This window comes from Mesorhizobium sp. ESP7-2, assembly GCF_020164715.1.
Lineage (GTDB): Bacteria > Pseudomonadota > Alphaproteobacteria > Rhizobiales > Rhizobiaceae > Mesorhizobium.
The window spans coordinates 18,479-33,677 of record NZ_JAIUGQ010000035.1 but is presented as its reverse complement, the minus strand read 5'-3'; the positions used below and the strand labels follow the sequence as shown (position 1 = coordinate 33,677).

The following is a 15,199-nucleotide window of genomic DNA, read 5'->3' as shown; positions in this document are numbered from 1 at the left end:
GCATTACTAAACAAATTACTAAACATTCGCGACGCGATAACGCCGCCATGTTTGGGCCTCTGAGGAGAGAGGTTGAGGTTCTCGAGACCGCCATCCGGGCGTGTTTCACAAATGGGAGGAAGGCATGAAATCGAGTTTGAAACTGGCGTTGGGACTGACCTCGGCGATCACAGCGTCGACAGCCGCCTCGAACGCCGCGCACGCCGAAGACCTGACGCTGTGCTGGGCCGCCTGGGATCCGGCCAATGCACTTGTCGAACTGTCCAAGGATTTCACCAAGGAAACCGGCATCGGCATGAAATTCGAGTTCGTGCCGTGGACCAACTATGCCGACCGGTTCCTCAACGAACTGAACTCGCACGGCAAGCTCTGCGACCTGATCATCGGCGATAGCCAGTGGATCGGCGGCGCGGCCGAGAACGGCCACTACGTCAAGCTGAACGACTTCTTCGACAAGGAGAAGATCAGCATGGACGACTTCGTGCCGGCGACGGTCGTCGGCTATTCGGAATGGCCGAAGAACACGCCCAACTACTGGGCGCTGCCGGCCATGGGCGACGTCGTCGGCTGGACCTACCGCAAGGACTGGTTCTCCAAGCCCGAGCTGCAGAAGGAATTCAAGGAGAAGTATGGCTGGGATCTCGGCCCGCCGGCCACCTTCGACCAGTTGAAGCAGATCGCCGAATTCTTCCAGAAGCGGCAGATCGACGGCAAGACCGTCTACGGCGCCTCGATCTACACCGAGCGCGGTTCCGAAGGCATCACCATGGGCGCCATGGACGTGCTCTACAGCTACGGCTTCCAGTACGAGAATCCGAAGAAGCCCTACGAGATGGAAGGTTTCGTCAACTCCGAGAAATCGGCGAAGGGGCTGGAATTCTACAAGGCTCTCTATGATTGCTGCACCCCACCCGGCGCCTCCAACAGCTACATGGGTGAAGGCGTCGATGCCTTCAAATCCGGCCAAGTGGCGATGCACATGAACTTCGCCTTCACATGGCCTGGCCTGCAGAAGGACGAGAATGTCGGCGGCGACAAGATCGGCTATTTCGTCAACCCGAAGGGTCCCGACGGCGACCAGTTCGCCCAGCTCGGCGGCCAGGGCATTTCGGTGGTGTCCTATTCCGACAAGCAGGAATCGGCGCTGAAATACATCAAGTGGTTCGCCAACAAGGACGTGCAGGCCAAGTGGTGGTCGCTCGGCGGCTATTCCTGCCTGAACGCGGTGGTGAAGGATCCGAAGTTCCCGTCCAGCCAGCCCTATGCGCAGGCCTTCCTCGACTCCATGGCCATCGTGAAGGACTTCTGGGCCGAACCCAGCTACGCACCGCTGCTGCAGGCCTCGCAGAAGCGCTTCCATGACTATGTCGTCGCCGGCCAGGGCTCGGCCAAGGACGCGCTCGACGGGCTGGTCAAGGACTGGACGCAGGTCTTCCAGGACGACGGCAAGATGTAGCCGCGAGGCAATATCCAAGGCTCCTCCCGAGCCGTGACCGCCGCGTCCCGTGCCGCCCTTGGCACGGGACGCAGTTCAGATAAGTTCCATCATCGAGTCTGACCCGTGACCGAAGCAGGACTAACCATGCTCAATCGGACTGCGGACAACGTTGCCCGGGCGACCCCGGAACCGTTGGCGCGCAAGGTCCGTGGCATCAGCGACAAGGGCCTCGCCTGGCTGTTCATCTCGCCGACGATCCTGTTGCTGCTCGCCATCAACATCTTCCCGCTGTTCTGGGCGATCTATCTGTCGTTCACCAATTTCCGCGCCAACCGCCCCAACGAAGTGGTGAAGAACCTCGGTTTCGCCAATTACCGGCGCATCCTCGGCGACCAGGACATCTGGATCGCCATGCAGACGACGGCGCATTTCGTGTTCTGGACCATTCTCTTGCAGACGCTGATCGGCTTCACGCTGGCCTGGCTGATCGACAGGAAGTTCCGCGGCCACGCCTTCTGGACGACGCTGATCCTGGTGCCGATGATGCTGTCGCCGGCGGTGGTCGGCAATTTCTGGCGCTTCCTCTACGAGCCGCAGATCGGGCTGTTCTCCTATGTCATCTCGTTCGTGTCGGGCATTCCGCCGACAAGCATCCAGATGCTTTCCAACGTCTCGCTGGCGCCGTGGTCGATCATCATCGTCGACACCTGGATGTGGACGCCCTACGTGATGCTGATCTGCCTGGCGGGCCTGCGTTCCATCCCCGAATACATCTATGAGGCGGCCGAGGTCGACCGTGCCTCCAACTGGCGGCAGTTCTGGTCGATCACGCTGCCGATGGCGCTACCCTTCATCATGCTGGCGGTGCTGTTTCGCGGCATCGAGAACTTCAAGATGTTCGACATGGTCAATCTGCTGACCGGCGGCGGACCGGGCTCCACCACCGAGGTGGCCTCGATCACGCTGAAGCGGCAAGCCTTCGAAAGCTGGCGCACCGGCTATTCCTCGGCCTTCGCCATTATCCTGTTCGTCGCGGTGTTCGGTCTGGCCAACATCTACGTCAAGGCGCTCAACAAGGTGAAGCAGAGATGAGCCTGACCACAGCCCATTCGGTCGTCGCCCCCTCGGCTGGTTCGAAGCGCATCGCCGGCGCGATCATCATCGCCTATGCGCTGATCTCAATCGTGCCGCTGCTGTGGATCTTCGCCACCAGCTTCAAGACGCCGCCGGATTCGATCGCCTACCCGCCCAAGGTCGTGTTCCAGCCGAGCATCGAGGGCTACTGCAACCTGTTCACGACGCGGACCAGGCAGACGCCGGAATACATCAACTCGCTCGGACCGGCGACCGGCTTCTGCGACGAGACGGTGCGCAAGCGCAACATGGTGATCGCCGGGCCGTCCAACTTCCTGCCGCGCTTCATCAATTCGCTGATCATCGCCTTCGGCTCGACCTTCTGCGCGGTGTTTCTCGGCACGTTGTCGGCGTACGGGTTTTCGCGCTTCAAGGTCCCGCTTGCCGACGACCTTCTGTTCTTCATCCTGTCGACACGCTTCATGCCGCCGATCGCGGTCGCGATTCCCATCTACCTGATGTACCGCGAGCTCGGCCTGTCGGACACCGCGCTCGGCATGATCCTGCTTTACACGGCGGTCAACGTGTCACTCGCGGTATGGCTGCTCAAAGGCTTCATCGACGAGATCCCGCGCGAATATGAGGAGGCGGCGATGATCGACGGCTATACGCGACTGCAGGCCTTCTGGCGCACGGTGCTACCGCAAGCGACCACCGGTATTGCCGCGACCGCCATCTTCTGCCTGATCTTCGCCTGGAACGAATATGCGTTCGCGGCACTTCTGACCTCCGGCACGGCACAGACCGCGCCGCCCTTCATTCCGACCATCATCGGCGAAGGCGGCCAGGACTGGCCGGCGGTCGCGGCCGGCACGACGATCTTCCTGGTTCCGATCCTTGTCTTCACCATCCTGCTCCGCAAGCAATTGCTGCGCGGCATCACCTTCGGCGCGGTGCGCAAATGATTGATCTGGGAATAAGTCGACCCCCACTCCGTCGAGCTTCGCTCGACACCTCTCCCCCGATCGACGGGGGAGAGGAAGGGCGCGAACTTCATTCAGCAAGGCTCCCTTCCTCTCCCTCCGGAGGGGGGAGAGGTGTCGCTGCGAAGCAGCGACGGAGTGGGGGAACCACCTGGCAGTCATCTCTCCCCTTGAACGGGGAAAGGGAAGGGAGCTACGCATGACGCGCCCCGCCATCTCTAGGAAATCATCATGGCCGGGTTGGGCCCGGCGCGGGCTGATGGAAAACATCGCAACGGCATTGATCGCCATCGGCTTCCTGATGCTGTTCCAGCCTTTCGCGCTGTCGCTCTACACCTATTCCTTCATCACCATGCTTGCCGGCACGGTGATGTTCATCATCGTCTCTAAGTTCCCGGAATAATCATGGCCGAGATCCGCGTCCAACATCTGAGAAAGGCCTTCGGCGATTTCGTCGCGGTGCAGGATTCCAATTTCGTCGTCGAGGACGGTGAGTTCTTCGTCATGCTAGGGCCATCGGGCTGCGGCAAGACCACCACCTTGCGCATGATCGCCGGGCTCGAGCTGCCAACGGGCGGCCAAATCCTGCTCGGCGGCGACGACGTCACCATGCTCAGGGCACGCGAGCGCGACATCGCTTTCGTCTTCCAGCTGTTCGCGCTCTACCCGCATATGAATGTGCGCAAGAACATCGGCTTCCCGTTGCTCGCGCAAGGCATGCCCTCGTCCGAGATCCGCACCCGCGTCGAGGAAACCGCGAAGCTTCTGCGTATCGACCATCTGCTCAACAAATCCGTTTCCGGTCTTGCCGGCGGCGACCGCCAGCGCGTCGCGCTCGGCCGCGCCATCGTGCGGCGGCCGAAATGCTTCCTGATGGACGAACCGCTGGGGACGCTCGACACCGAATTCCGTGACCTGATGGTCCATGAATTGCGCGAGCTGCACAACCGAATCCACGCCACCACGGTCTATGTAACGCATGACCAGATGGAAGCGATGTCGATGGCCGACAAGATCGCCGTCATGAACCACGGCGTCATCGAGCAGTTCGGCACACCGCGCGAGATCTACGACCGCCCCGCTACCATGTTCGTCGCCGACTTCATCGGCTCGCCGCCGATGAATTTTCTGGGCTTCGGCGGCGGGCTTCCCAAAGGCGCGAAGGAGATCGTCGTGCAGGGTGCCAAGGTCGCGGTACCGGAGGTGCGCGAGGACATCGCGCCCGCCGACATGGCACTCGGCATCCGCCCCGAACACATCCGCTTCGACGATGCCTCCAAGCTGCGCGGCGCCATCTACGGCACCGAATATCTCGGCACGACGCAGATCGTCGCGGTGGAGACGGCGGACGGCATCATCAAGGCGCGGGTCCCGGCAGAAATCCGGCTCAACACCGGCGACCATGTCGGCCTGACGCTGAACAGCGCGCGGCTGTCGCTGTTCGAAAAAGGCTCCGGGCGCGCGGTGAGAACGGCGATCCACGACACTGCCTCGGAGCGGAGAGTGCAACATGGCTGACGTGCACATCAAGGGCGTGACCAAGAGTTTTGGCGAGCAAACCGCCGTCAACGGTCTCGATCTGCATATAGCTGACGGCGAATTCGTCGTGCTGCTCGGGCCGACCGGCGCCGGCAAGACGACGACGCTGCGGCTGATCGCCGGGCTGGAGAGGCCGGATGCCGGAACGATCGAGATCGGCGGCCACAATGCCACGACCCTGTCGCCGGCCGAGCGCGACACCGCTTTCGTCTTCCAGCAATATTCGCTCTATCCGCATCTGTCGGTGTTCGACAACCTCGCCTTTCCGCTGCGCTCGCCGGCGCGGAAAATACCGGAAGACCAGATCCGCCGCCGGGTCGAGGAGGTGGCGAAGATGGTGCGCATCCACCACAAGCTCGCCAACCGGTCGACGAAATTGTCGGGCGGCGAGATGCAGCGCGTCGCCATCGGCCGCGCGCTGGTGCGCAAGCCGTCCATCTATCTGATGGATGAACCGCTGTCGTCGCTCGACGCCAAGCTGCGCGCGGATCTGCGCCTGGAGCTGAAGCGCATCCAGTCCGAACTCGGTGCCACCATGCTTTACGTCACCCACGACCAGATCGAGGCCATGACCATGGCAGACCGCATCGGCATCCTCGCCGACGGCGTGCTGGTGCAGATCGGCTCACCGCGGACGATCTATTCCGAGCCGGCAAACCTGCACGTTGCGGCAAGGCTCGGCCAGCCGGCCATCAATCTTCTGCCGACGGGGTTGCTGCCTGACGGCGGCGCGCCGGCCGGCACCAAGACCATCGGCGCACGCACCGAGCACCTGGCGATCGAGAAGGCGCCAAATGGCCATGCCGACGGCGTCGTCGACTGGGTCGAGCATCTCGGCGACCAGAACCATCTGCATGTGACGGTGGGGCCGAAGAAACTCGTTACACTGACCGATCCCGACACCGATCTGGCGCAGGGCGACAGAGTGATGATCCGCTACCGCTCGCCGCTCTATTTCGGCGCCGACGGGCAACGACTGATGTGAATGGTTTTCGGCATCCCCACCAAGGTTTGCCGGCTTCTGATTGACGATTGCGAAATACGGGACGAATTCGATGAAGCACTTTTTCAACCGCAGGGAAACGATCGTCACCGAGGCGCTGGACGGATTGCTGCGCACCACTGGCTCAAGCGACCTCGCGCGCCTCGACGGCTATCCCGAGATCAAGGTCGTGCTGCGCGCCGATTGGGACAAGTCCAAGGTTGCCGTCGTCTCCGGCGGCGGCGCCGGGCACGAGCCGTCGCATGCCGGCTTCGTCGGCAAGGGCATGCTGACGGCGGCCGTATCGGGCGAGATCTTTGCCTCGCCAAGCGTCGAGGCCGTGCTGGCAGCCATCCGCGCGGTCACCGGACCGGCCGGCTGCCTGCTGATCGTCAAGAATTACACCGGCGACCGGCTCAATTTCGGCCTGGCGGCCGAGAAAGCGCGCGCCGAAGGTTTTGCCGTCGAGATGGTGATCGTCGCCGACGACATCGCGCTGCCCGACATCGCCCAGCCGCGCGGTGTAGCCGGCACGTTGTTCGTGCACAAGATATCAGGACATCTGTCGGAAGCCGGCCAGGACCTGGCATCCGTTGCGACAGCCGCGCGAGCGGCGGCGAAGGACATCGTCTCGCTCGGCATGTCGCTGTCATCTTGCTCCATCCCCGGCCAGCCGCACGAGGACCGGTTCGGCGCCGATGACGGTGAGCTTGGCCTTGGCATCCACGGCGAGCCCGGCGTCGAACGCATCGCGGTGCAGAGCGCCGACCGGCTGGTGGCTGTCATGGCGGAGCGCCTGGCGGCGAGGCTCGACTCGAAGGCCGCCTATGCCTTGCTGATCAACAATCTGGGCTCCGTGCCACCGCTTGAGATGTCTGTTGTCGCCAATGCGGTGCTTGCCTCGCCGCTCGCCAGGACCGTGAAGCTGACGATGGGCCCCGGGCCGCTGATGACGGCGCTCAACATGAATGGCTTTTCGCTGTCGCTGATCAAGCTCGACGCGGCGCGCGAAGCTGCCTTGCTGGAACCGGTCGGCCCACACGCCTGGATGCCGGCAAAGCCGGTCGTTGCGCCTGCTGTCGTATCGATGACCAAGGCAGCCGGACAAGGCGCGGCGCGCAAGGCCAGCCAGGATGCAGGCACCAGGCGCTTGATCGCCACTGTCTGCGAAAGGCTGATTTCGCTCGAAGCGACATTGAACGGGCTCGACGCCAAGGCGGGCGACGGCGACACCGGCTCTACCGTGGCGACCGGCGCGCGCAGCGTGCTGGAACGGCTTGATGCCCTGCCGCTTGCCGACCCGTCGGCGACCCTTGGCGCGGTGGGCGATATTTTGAGTTCATCCATGGGCGGTTCTAGCGGCGTGCTGCTGTCGATCTTCTTCACAGCAGCGGCGCAGGCTATGGACAGCGGTGCGAAGCTATCCAAGGCGCTGCTTGCCGGGCTTGAACGAATGACCTTCTACGGTGGCGCCAATCCAGGCGATCGCACCATGGTCGACGCGGTGGAGCCGGCCTTGAAGGCGCTCGACGGCAAGGGCTTGGAGGAAGCCGCGATAGCGGCCCGGCGCGGCGCCGAGGCAACGGCCGCGATGGAGAAGGCGAAGGCCGGACGGTCCGCCTATGTCGGCGCCAAATTGCAGGGTGTGGCCGACCCCGGCGCCCATGCCGTGGCCGAGGTGTTCGCGGCCGCGGCCACGCTTCTTGTCACGGCCTGACGCATGCTCCAGTTGTCGAACGACCGTTCTTTCGCTACTGCGGGCAAGGTGGAAATCGGGAATTCGGGCGACATGAGAGCGCTGGACCTTTCGAGACTGATCACGGCTGCCGCTGACACGATTGCCGACCACGCCGAGGAATTGACGGCGCTCGATCAGGCGATCGGCGATGGCGACCACGGGCTAAACATGAAACGCGGCTTCGAAGCCCTGCGGTCCGACGCCGATGTGTTCGCCGCAAAGCCGCTGCCCGACGCCCTGAAGGCGATCGGCACAAAGCTGGTGATGACCGTGGGCGGCGCTTCCGGTCCGCTGTTCGGCACATTGTTCATCGCGCTCGGCAAGGAGATATCGGCGGACCCCGACAATGCCAATTTGACGGCTGCCTTCGGCAAGGCGATCGAAGCCGTGGCCGCGCGCGGCAAGTCACAAGTCGGGCAGAAAACCATGCTCGATGTGCTGCAGCCGGTGCGTGACGCGTTGGCCGGGGAAAAGACGGCGGCTGAAATAGCCGACATCGCCGACGCCGCCGCCAAAGCGACCGTGCCGATGAAGGCGCTGCGCGGCCGTGCCTCGTTCCTCGGCGACCGCTCCATCGGCCATATGGATGCCGGCGCGCGCTCGACCGCGCTGCTGGTGCGCACTCTGGCGCAGATCATCGGGGACAAAGCATGAGCAATGTCGGGATCGTGATCGTGTCGCATTCGCCGCTGGTCGCGGAAGGCACGGCCGACATGGTGCGCCAGATGGTGGGTGACGAAGTGCCGCTTGCGTGGTGCGGCGGAAACGGCCATGGCGGGCTCGGCACCAATGTCGAGGCGATCATGGGCGCCATCGAGAGGGCCTGGTCGGACGCTGGCGTCGCCATACTGGTCGATCTCGGCGGGGCCGAGACCAATTCGGAAATGGCGGTGGAGATGATCGGCGAGCCGCGGGCGCAGAAGATCATCGTCTGCAACGCGCCGATCGTCGAGGGCGCGGTGATGGCGGCGACCGAGGCATCCGGCGGCGCCTCGCTCCGGGAAGTGGTGGCGACGGCGCATGAATTGTCGCCGTCGTGAGTGAACAGGAACGTTGAGCATATGTCCGCAACCGCCGAAGCGACTGTCCTGATCACCCACGATGTGGGCCTGCATGCGCGTCCTTCGGTGAAGTTCACCAAGCTGGCCAAGCGCTTTCCCGCAGACGTGGAAATCGCGCTTGCCGCCAACGGCCCATGGTTCGATGCAAAAAGCATCGTCAAGGTGATGGCGGCCAAGGCGCCGAAGGGCACGGTGCTGCACATCAGGGCCAATGGCGATGGAGCCGATGACGCTATCCGCGCGCTGATCGACCTGGTTCAGCGCGATTTCGACGAGGATGCCGGCCATGTCCGCTCGGCTTGAGGCTGACGCATGCCTTGGCCGGCCCGCGGGGAATGCGGGCCATGCGCATTGAGGGTGTTCCGGCGTCGGCCGGCTATGCCGAGGGGCCTTTGTTCGACCTCGGCCGGCCTGCCGGCATCTACGCGAGCAAGGCAAGCTCCGCGGAAGAGAAGACGTCACTGGAGGCCGCGATCGGCACGGCGGTGAACCGGCTCGCGGCCATGGTCGAGACCGCCGACAGCGATGCCGCCGACATACTCGAATTCCACGTCGCGATGCTCGAAGACGACGCGCTGAGCGGGCCGGCTTTCGCATCGATCGCTTCCGGAAAAACCGCCGACGCGGCCTGGCGGCAGGCACTCGATGCCGAGATCGCCGGCTACGAGGCCTCGGACCAGTATTATTTCCGCGCCCGCGCCACGGACCTGCGCGATATCAGGGACCAGGTGCTGCGCGCCCTGACCGAGGACGGTGGCAGCACGGCACCGGCGGGCGCCATCCTCTACGGCGAGGATATCGCGCCGACGCGCTTTCTCGAAACCGACTGGAGCCATGGCGGCGGAATCGCGCTGAAGGCAGGCAGCACCGCAAGTCACGTCGCCATGCTGGCGCGCTCGCGTGGCGTGCCGATGGTCGTGGGTCTGCGCGAGCCGCTTACCGCTGTTGCCGGCATCGCGCTGCTCGACGCTGAGCACGGCAATATCGTTCTGGCGCCCTCGCCCACGGAGATCGGCTCGTTCCGGCAGTCATCCTCGGCCTTCGCGGCCCGCCAAGGCGATGCACAGACCTTTCTGGCAAGGCCGGCGGCGACGAAGCGCGGCACCGAGGTGCGCGTGCAGGTCAATATCGCCGACCCCAGGGATGTAGATGCCATCGACATCGCCACTTGCGACGGTGTCGGCCTGATGCGCACCGAATTCCTGTTCGGCAAGACGCTGCCGGATGAAGAGACGCAGTATCGCGCCTATCGCAAGGTGCTGGAATGGGCCGGCACAAAACCGGTGACGATCCGTACCGTCGATGCCGGCGGCGACAAGCCGGTGCCGGGCTTCACCGTCGAGGAAGGCAATCCGTTCCTTGGCCTGCGCGGCATCAGGCTGTCGCTGGCCAGGCTCGACATATTCCGTGTTCAAATAAGGGCATTGCTGCGCGCCGCACCACACGGCAATCTCAAAGTCATGTTTCCGATGATCGCCACACCGGAAGAGTATGAACGCGCCGCCGCCCTGTTCGCCGAGGAACGGGTAGCCCTTGCCGCGCACGGCATCGCGCACAAAATGCCGCCGCTCGGCATCATGGTCGAAGTGCCTTCGGTGGCCATCGCACCGGAGGCGTTCGCCGGCGTCGCCTTCCTGTCGATCGGTTCCAACGATCTGACGCAATATGTGATGGCGGCCGCGCGCGACAATGCCGCAGTGGCCCAGCTGAATTCTGTCCGTCATCCCGCAGTGCTGAGGCTGATCGGCTCGGTCGCGGCCTTCGGACGGGAAAACGGGATTCCCGTCAGCCTGTGCGGGGATGCCGGCGGCGACCCCGCCGCGATCCCCTCGCTGCTGGAGGCGGGCCTGCGCGATATCTCGGTCGCGCCGGCGCAACTCGCCATGGCCAAGGCGGCCATCGCGAGCGTCCCGGTCTAGGTGGCTGGCATGATCGACATCAAACCCGAGCCCGGCTCCGAAGAGGCGATCCGCGCCTACAAGACGATCCTGTCGCAGGTCATCGACCAGCGCCCGTCCGGTATGCGCCAGCGCCTTGCCGACGCGCTCGGCAAGCACCGCAGTTTCGTCACGCAGATTTCGAGCCCCGCCTATTCGATCCCGATACCGTCAAAGCATCTGCCCGCCATCTTTTCCGTCTGCCATTTCAGCCAGGCCGAGCGCGACCAGTTTCTCGCCGCCTATCATCAGGCACATCCAGGCAAGATCTCGGTCGCCGCGGGCGCGCGCAAGACAAGGCACGTTTCGCTCATCGTGCCGGATTTCGGCGACGACAAGCAGAATGCGGCGCTCGACCGCGCGATCAACGAATTCATCCAGAAGGTCACCATCATCACCGGCAAGAGTGGCTGAGTGACCCTTGATGTCAGGCTATTTCGGGAGGAGACGGCCGTGAAGAAATTCATGAACTCGGTGGATACGGTGCTGACAGAGAGCCTCGACGGTTTCGTGGCCGCCCATGCCGGCATCCTGGTGCTTGGCGAGGAGCACAAATTCATCCGCCGCAAGGTGCTCAAGCCGGGCAAAGTGGCGCTGATCTCCGGCGGCGGCTCCGGCCACGAGCCGCTGCATGGCGGCTTTGTCGGCCATGGCATGCTGGACGCCGCCTGCCCCGGCCAGGTGTTCACCTCGCCGACGCCGGACCAGATGCTGGCGGCCGCGCAAGCTGTCGACACCGGCGCCGGCTGCCTGTTCATCGTCAAGAACTATGAAGGTGACGTGATGAACTTCGACATGGCGGCTGAGATGTCGGAAGGCGTGCTTCAGGTGGTGACGAATGACGACGTCGCCGTCGAGAATTCTTCCTACACCACCGGCCGGCGCGGCGTCGCCGGCACGCTGGTGGTTGAAAAGATCGTCGGTGCCGCCGCCGAGCACGGCCTGGCATTGCCGGCGTTGAAGGCGCTGGGCGACCGCGTCAACGACGCGACCCGCTCGATGGGTGTAGCGCTGACCAGTGGCACCGTGCCGGCGGCCGGCAAGCCGACCTTCGACATCGGCGACGGCGAGATGGAATTCGGCGTCGGCATCCATGGCGAGCCCGGCCGCCGCCGCGACACCTTGAAGAGCGCCGATGCGATCGCGCAGGAGATCTGCGCCGCGATCATCGGGGATCTCGGTGACAAGGCGAAGGGACCCGCGCTGCTGTTCGTCAACGGCTTCGGCGGCACGCCGCTGATGGAGCTCTATCTGATGTACAACAGCGCCCGCCGGATATTCGAGCAACATGGCGTGACGATAACCCGCTCACTGGTCGGCACCTATGTCACCTCACTCGACATGGCCGGCTGCTCGATCACGCTGACCCTGCTCGACGACGAATTGACGGGCTGGTGGGACGCACCTGTCCACACGGCCGCGCTGCGCTGGGGCCTATAAGGCTCGCTTCGTCCGCGCTTTTCTGCAACCATTCTGGACTATCCACTTAGCGATGGGTTTGCCCGGATTGATGCTGCCATCCCTCACCTCCGCCGAAGAAAGACTGCTGCTGCGCTTCGCCGATCCCGAGGCCTCGGCGGTCGAGGACGATTTGTCGGCGAAGGCCCTGTCGGCGCTGCTCGACAATGCCGAATTCCACGGCATCCTGCCGATCATGCTGCGCAAGCTCAGGCAGCGCGGCGACGCGCACCTGCCGTCGGACGCTGGCTTGCTGGACAAACTCGACGACCTGCGCCAGAAGGCGACGATCGCCACCGGCCAATCGATGCTGCTGCAGTATCATGGCGACCGCATCATGAAGGGGATGGCGGCCGAAGGCATTCCGGCGCGGATCGTCAAGGGACCGGTCTTCGCGCGAAAACTCTACCGCAACGTTTCCGACCGGCCGTTCACCGACATCGACATCCTCGTCGAGCCCGCCAACCTCGTGCGGGCAAACCAGGTGATCGCGGCATCAGGCTTCGAGCTTGGCAGCAACGAAGCCGAATCCTACCGGCTGCAGGAGTTCAAATGGCTGGAAAAGGAGAACTCCAGCCTGCTGGTCGAGTTGCATGGCGACCTTGTGCATGACACCGGCATGCGGCGGCGCCTGTCGCTGGGTTTTCGCGAGTTGGGCATCATCGACGGCGAGGCGGCGGACACGCCGGCAGCCCTTTTGACGATCGCCATCGTGCATGCGGCCGGGGGACATAAATTCCACCGGCTGCAGCTTTGCGTCGACGTGCTGCAAGGCGTGCGGGCGCTGCAGTCGCCGAAAGCCGAGGAACGCCTGCTCGACGCCGCCCGCATGACCGGCATCGAGCTTGAACTGGCGATTGTGCTCAACGTGACCGGCCAGTTGTTCGACGAACCGCATGCGCTCGAACTCGCCGGGCGGATCAAGCCTGACCTGTCGATACGGCTGGCCAAAAAGCTGATCACGGTGAACACCCTGCTCAGGGTCAATTCCCGGGAGAAGATCGGCTCGCGTCTACGTCGCGATGCGTTCCGCTGGATCCAGCGGTTGGCCAAGGCCAGGCCATACCCCGCTTGAAGTGGCCGTCAGCCTCGTGATGTCAATGTGGCGCTTATCAGCGTCGCCGCATCGGCCGGACGCGCCCCCACTTCCAAGGTGAAGGTCGGCACCGAGGCGACCAGTCTGCCGATCGTCGCCAGCCGGCGCTTCTGCAGCGGCAGCAGGCCGGTCATGCCGGTTCGGACATTGTCCATCGCCAGCGCCACCATCGCGTCGGTCCGGGCCATGGGCGCGAGCCGGGTTTGTTCATCGGCCGATCGCGCAAGGTGCAGGAGCGCGGCTACCCGACGGGCGGTCGGGCTTTCGATTTTTACGATCCCGCCCAGCTTTTCCAGCGAAACAGCCTGTTCGCCGTTGCGATCCCAGGATGGCCCCAGGCATGGCGCCACAAGCGGGATCATCCGCGCGGTCTTCTCATGGATCTTGACGTGGCGGGGCAAACCCCAGGCAACGGGCGTGGCGGACGCGACATTCAGGATCATGGCATCGTCGGAGCACAGGCCGAATCCTTGCGTTGCCAAGGCCAGCGATATGGTGGTCTTGCCGGTGCCGCTCGGGGCATGGACCAGCACGACGGCGTCGCTGCCCGGCAGCGTCAGGCCAGCGGTGTGCAGCATATGTTGGCCGCCGGCGTCGAGTGCCGCGTCCAGCATCAGCATTGACGGCGTCCAGGCGGCCTTGCTGTCGGGCACGATGCGGAGTCGAGCCCAGCCCTTCTCGTTGATCTCGACGGTCTGACGTCCCGGCAAGACCAGATGGACGCTGGCGCCGTCCGCGATCATCCGGCAATGGCCGTCGTCCGGTATCTCGCCGTCGAAGACCAGGGATCCGGCGGGGGTCTCGTCCAGCGCTTCCGCCTCGACGATGTCGAGATGGAAATCCGCTTCGGTCGAACCTTCGACGCGCAGGCTGGCGAGCATCCTGTCGAAGTCCCGCCATAGCTCGGCGCGGTCGGCCGAAATGCCGAGGACCTGGCCGTTGAGATCATAGAAGGCGCAAGGTCTGGTCAAGCAGGGCGCACTTTCGAGGCACGGTCATGATGGCGATAGATCTCGACCATGCCGGGAAGGCTGTCGCTGACCACCGGCATGCCGTCGAGGCAGACCCAGCAATGCGCCGACAGCCGCGACGCTTGCAGCGACTTCGGATCGACGCCGAAACGCAACTCCGGATCGAAGCCGGCGAGGCGCAGGAATCGATGGCCGAGCAGTCCTTCCCGCAGGCATCTGCGATCGCGCATCAGCCAGGGACGGCGCACGGCACGGTTGACGCAGGCGACAATGTAGGGGGCTGGCAGACCGCGATAGGGCGTCGGCGAGGCGAGCGGCGCCCATTTCAGCACCTCCTCGAAACTGCGGTTGGCGATGAGGACCGGCATCAGCCGCGCGCTTGCCCAGAGATGGCAGCGGAACAAGGCGCGCAGGAGAGGACTGTCCGCCATCAAGCAGCCCTTCAGCCATCGAGCCCTGGCGCGGCGAGGATGCCTTCCGACACAAGGTCGGCGGCCAGCGCCGCCATGTCCTCGTCAAGTGTGCCCTTGTCCACCTCGAACTCCTCGCAAAGCAGGCCGACGATCTGGCCGAGGCTGCGCGCGCCATCCACCTTGTCGAGAAAAGCTTCGGCCGTGCCGTTGCAGGTATAAAGCTGGCCGCTGCGCGCCAACAGCACGACCGCGCCGTCGCCGACATGCTGAACCGAGGCATCATCCGTCAATCGCAGAATCGTTCCAGCGACTATTTCCATCACGAACCCCAAAAGCCATGCAAAACCCCGAAATGAGATAGCGCGGTGGTGGGGCGCTGTCTATCGGCCGGCTGGGGGACAGCAACGCAGCCCGTGTTTGCGGCAGGCTCTCGCCAGGCCGCAACATCCATCCACGGCAGAAATCGTCCCAGAAATAGTCGTCAGCACGACGCGCCAGGCAGGTGCGTT

The 15,199-nt window shown here is 64.1% G+C and carries 17 protein-coding genes; 14 read left to right on the top strand and 3 right to left on the bottom strand.

What is annotated here, in order from left to right:
• The first annotated feature begins 124 nt into the window (after nt 1–124).
• The 14 genes from LB543_RS25845 (at nt 125) to LB543_RS25780 (ending at nt 13,285) form a co-directional block, all read left to right on the top strand.
• Nucleotides 125–1,456, top strand: a complete 1,332-nt coding sequence (locus LB543_RS25845) for an ABC transporter substrate-binding protein (RefSeq protein WP_140760712.1) — start codon at nt 125–127, stop codon at nt 1,454–1,456.
• Between the two features lie 126 nt (nt 1,457–1,582).
• Nucleotides 1,583–2,530 (top strand): carbohydrate ABC transporter permease, encoded by a 948-nt coding sequence (locus LB543_RS25840; RefSeq protein ID WP_140760709.1) that lies wholly within the window; start codon nt 1,583–1,585, stop codon nt 2,528–2,530.
• A complete protein-coding gene (locus LB543_RS25835; RefSeq protein WP_140812096.1) occupies nt 2,527–3,477 on the top strand; it encodes a carbohydrate ABC transporter permease in 951 nt (316 codons plus the stop codon). Before LB543_RS25840 ends, LB543_RS25835 begins: the two co-directional genes overlap by 4 nt.
• A 217-nt stretch (nt 3,478–3,694) precedes the next feature.
• A complete protein-coding gene (locus LB543_RS25830; protein WP_224590659.1) occupies nt 3,695–3,898 on the top strand; it encodes a hypothetical protein in 204 nt (67 codons plus the stop codon).
• Between the two features lie 2 nt (nt 3,899–3,900).
• Nucleotides 3,901–5,013, top strand: coding sequence for an ABC transporter ATP-binding protein (locus LB543_RS25825; protein ID WP_140760704.1), 1,113 nt, complete (start codon nt 3,901–3,903; stop codon nt 5,011–5,013).
• Entirely contained in the window at nt 5,006–6,019 is a 1,014-nt protein-coding gene (locus LB543_RS25820) for an ABC transporter ATP-binding protein (RefSeq protein ID WP_224616172.1), read from the top strand. Before LB543_RS25825 ends, LB543_RS25820 begins: the two co-directional genes overlap by 8 nt.
• Before the next feature lie 70 nt (nt 6,020–6,089).
• Entirely contained in the window at nt 6,090–7,733 is a 1,644-nt protein-coding gene (locus tag LB543_RS25815) for a dihydroxyacetone kinase subunit DhaK (protein ID WP_224616171.1), read from the top strand.
• Nucleotides 7,734–7,805: 72 nt separating this feature from the next.
• Nucleotides 7,806–8,408, top strand: coding sequence for a dihydroxyacetone kinase subunit DhaL (dhaL, locus tag LB543_RS25810; RefSeq protein ID WP_224616170.1), 603 nt, complete (start codon nt 7,806–7,808; stop codon nt 8,406–8,408).
• On the top strand, nt 8,405–8,794 hold the full coding sequence (gene dhaM / locus LB543_RS25805; RefSeq protein ID WP_140812093.1) for a dihydroxyacetone kinase phosphoryl donor subunit DhaM: 390 nt from the start codon (nt 8,405–8,407) through the stop codon (nt 8,792–8,794). The genes dhaL and dhaM overlap by 4 nt, the downstream gene beginning before the upstream one ends.
• 21 nt (nt 8,795–8,815) lie before the next feature.
• Entirely contained in the window at nt 8,816–9,118 is a 303-nt protein-coding gene (locus tag LB543_RS25800; RefSeq protein WP_224616169.1) for an HPr family phosphocarrier protein, read from the top strand.
• 41 nt (nt 9,119–9,159) lie between these two features.
• Nucleotides 9,160–10,734 (top strand): phosphoenolpyruvate--protein phosphotransferase, encoded by a 1,575-nt coding sequence (gene ptsP / locus LB543_RS25795; protein WP_224616168.1) that lies wholly within the window; start codon nt 9,160–9,162, stop codon nt 10,732–10,734.
• 9 nt (nt 10,735–10,743) lie between these two features.
• A complete protein-coding gene (locus LB543_RS25790) occupies nt 10,744–11,166 on the top strand; it encodes a hypothetical protein (RefSeq protein WP_140760686.1) in 423 nt (140 codons plus the stop codon).
• 39 nt (nt 11,167–11,205) lie between these two features.
• Nucleotides 11,206–12,192 carry a dihydroxyacetone kinase subunit DhaK gene (gene dhaK, locus LB543_RS25785; protein WP_224616167.1) on the top strand — a complete coding sequence of 329 codons (987 nt, stop codon included), beginning with the start codon at nt 11,206–11,208 and terminating at the stop codon, nt 12,190–12,192.
• Nucleotides 12,193–12,262: 70 nt separating this feature from the next.
• Nucleotides 12,263–13,285, top strand: a complete 1,023-nt coding sequence (locus tag LB543_RS25780; RefSeq protein ID WP_224616166.1) for a nucleotidyltransferase family protein — start codon at nt 12,263–12,265, stop codon at nt 13,283–13,285.
• A gap of 8 nt (nt 13,286–13,293) precedes the next feature.
• Here the strand turns inward: LB543_RS25780 and LB543_RS25775 are convergent, their stop codons facing one another.
• Genes LB543_RS25775 through LB543_RS25765 form a run of 3 tightly spaced genes read right to left on the bottom strand, consistent with a single transcriptional unit; the run spans nt 13,294 to nt 15,010 of the window.
• The gene (locus LB543_RS25775; protein WP_224616165.1) at nt 13,294–14,277 is read right to left on the bottom strand and encodes a serine kinase; all 984 of its coding nucleotides are present in this window, start codon (nt 14,275–14,277) and stop codon (nt 13,294–13,296) included.
• Entirely contained in the window at nt 14,274–14,708 is a 435-nt protein-coding gene (locus tag LB543_RS25770; protein WP_140760677.1) for a lasso peptide biosynthesis B2 protein, read from the bottom strand. Before LB543_RS25770 ends, LB543_RS25775 begins: the two co-directional genes overlap by 4 nt.
• 11 nt (nt 14,709–14,719) lie before the next feature.
• A complete protein-coding gene (locus LB543_RS25765; protein WP_318013011.1) occupies nt 14,720–15,010 on the bottom strand; it encodes a PqqD family protein in 291 nt (96 codons plus the stop codon).
• Between the last annotated feature and the right edge of the window lie 189 nt (nt 15,011–15,199).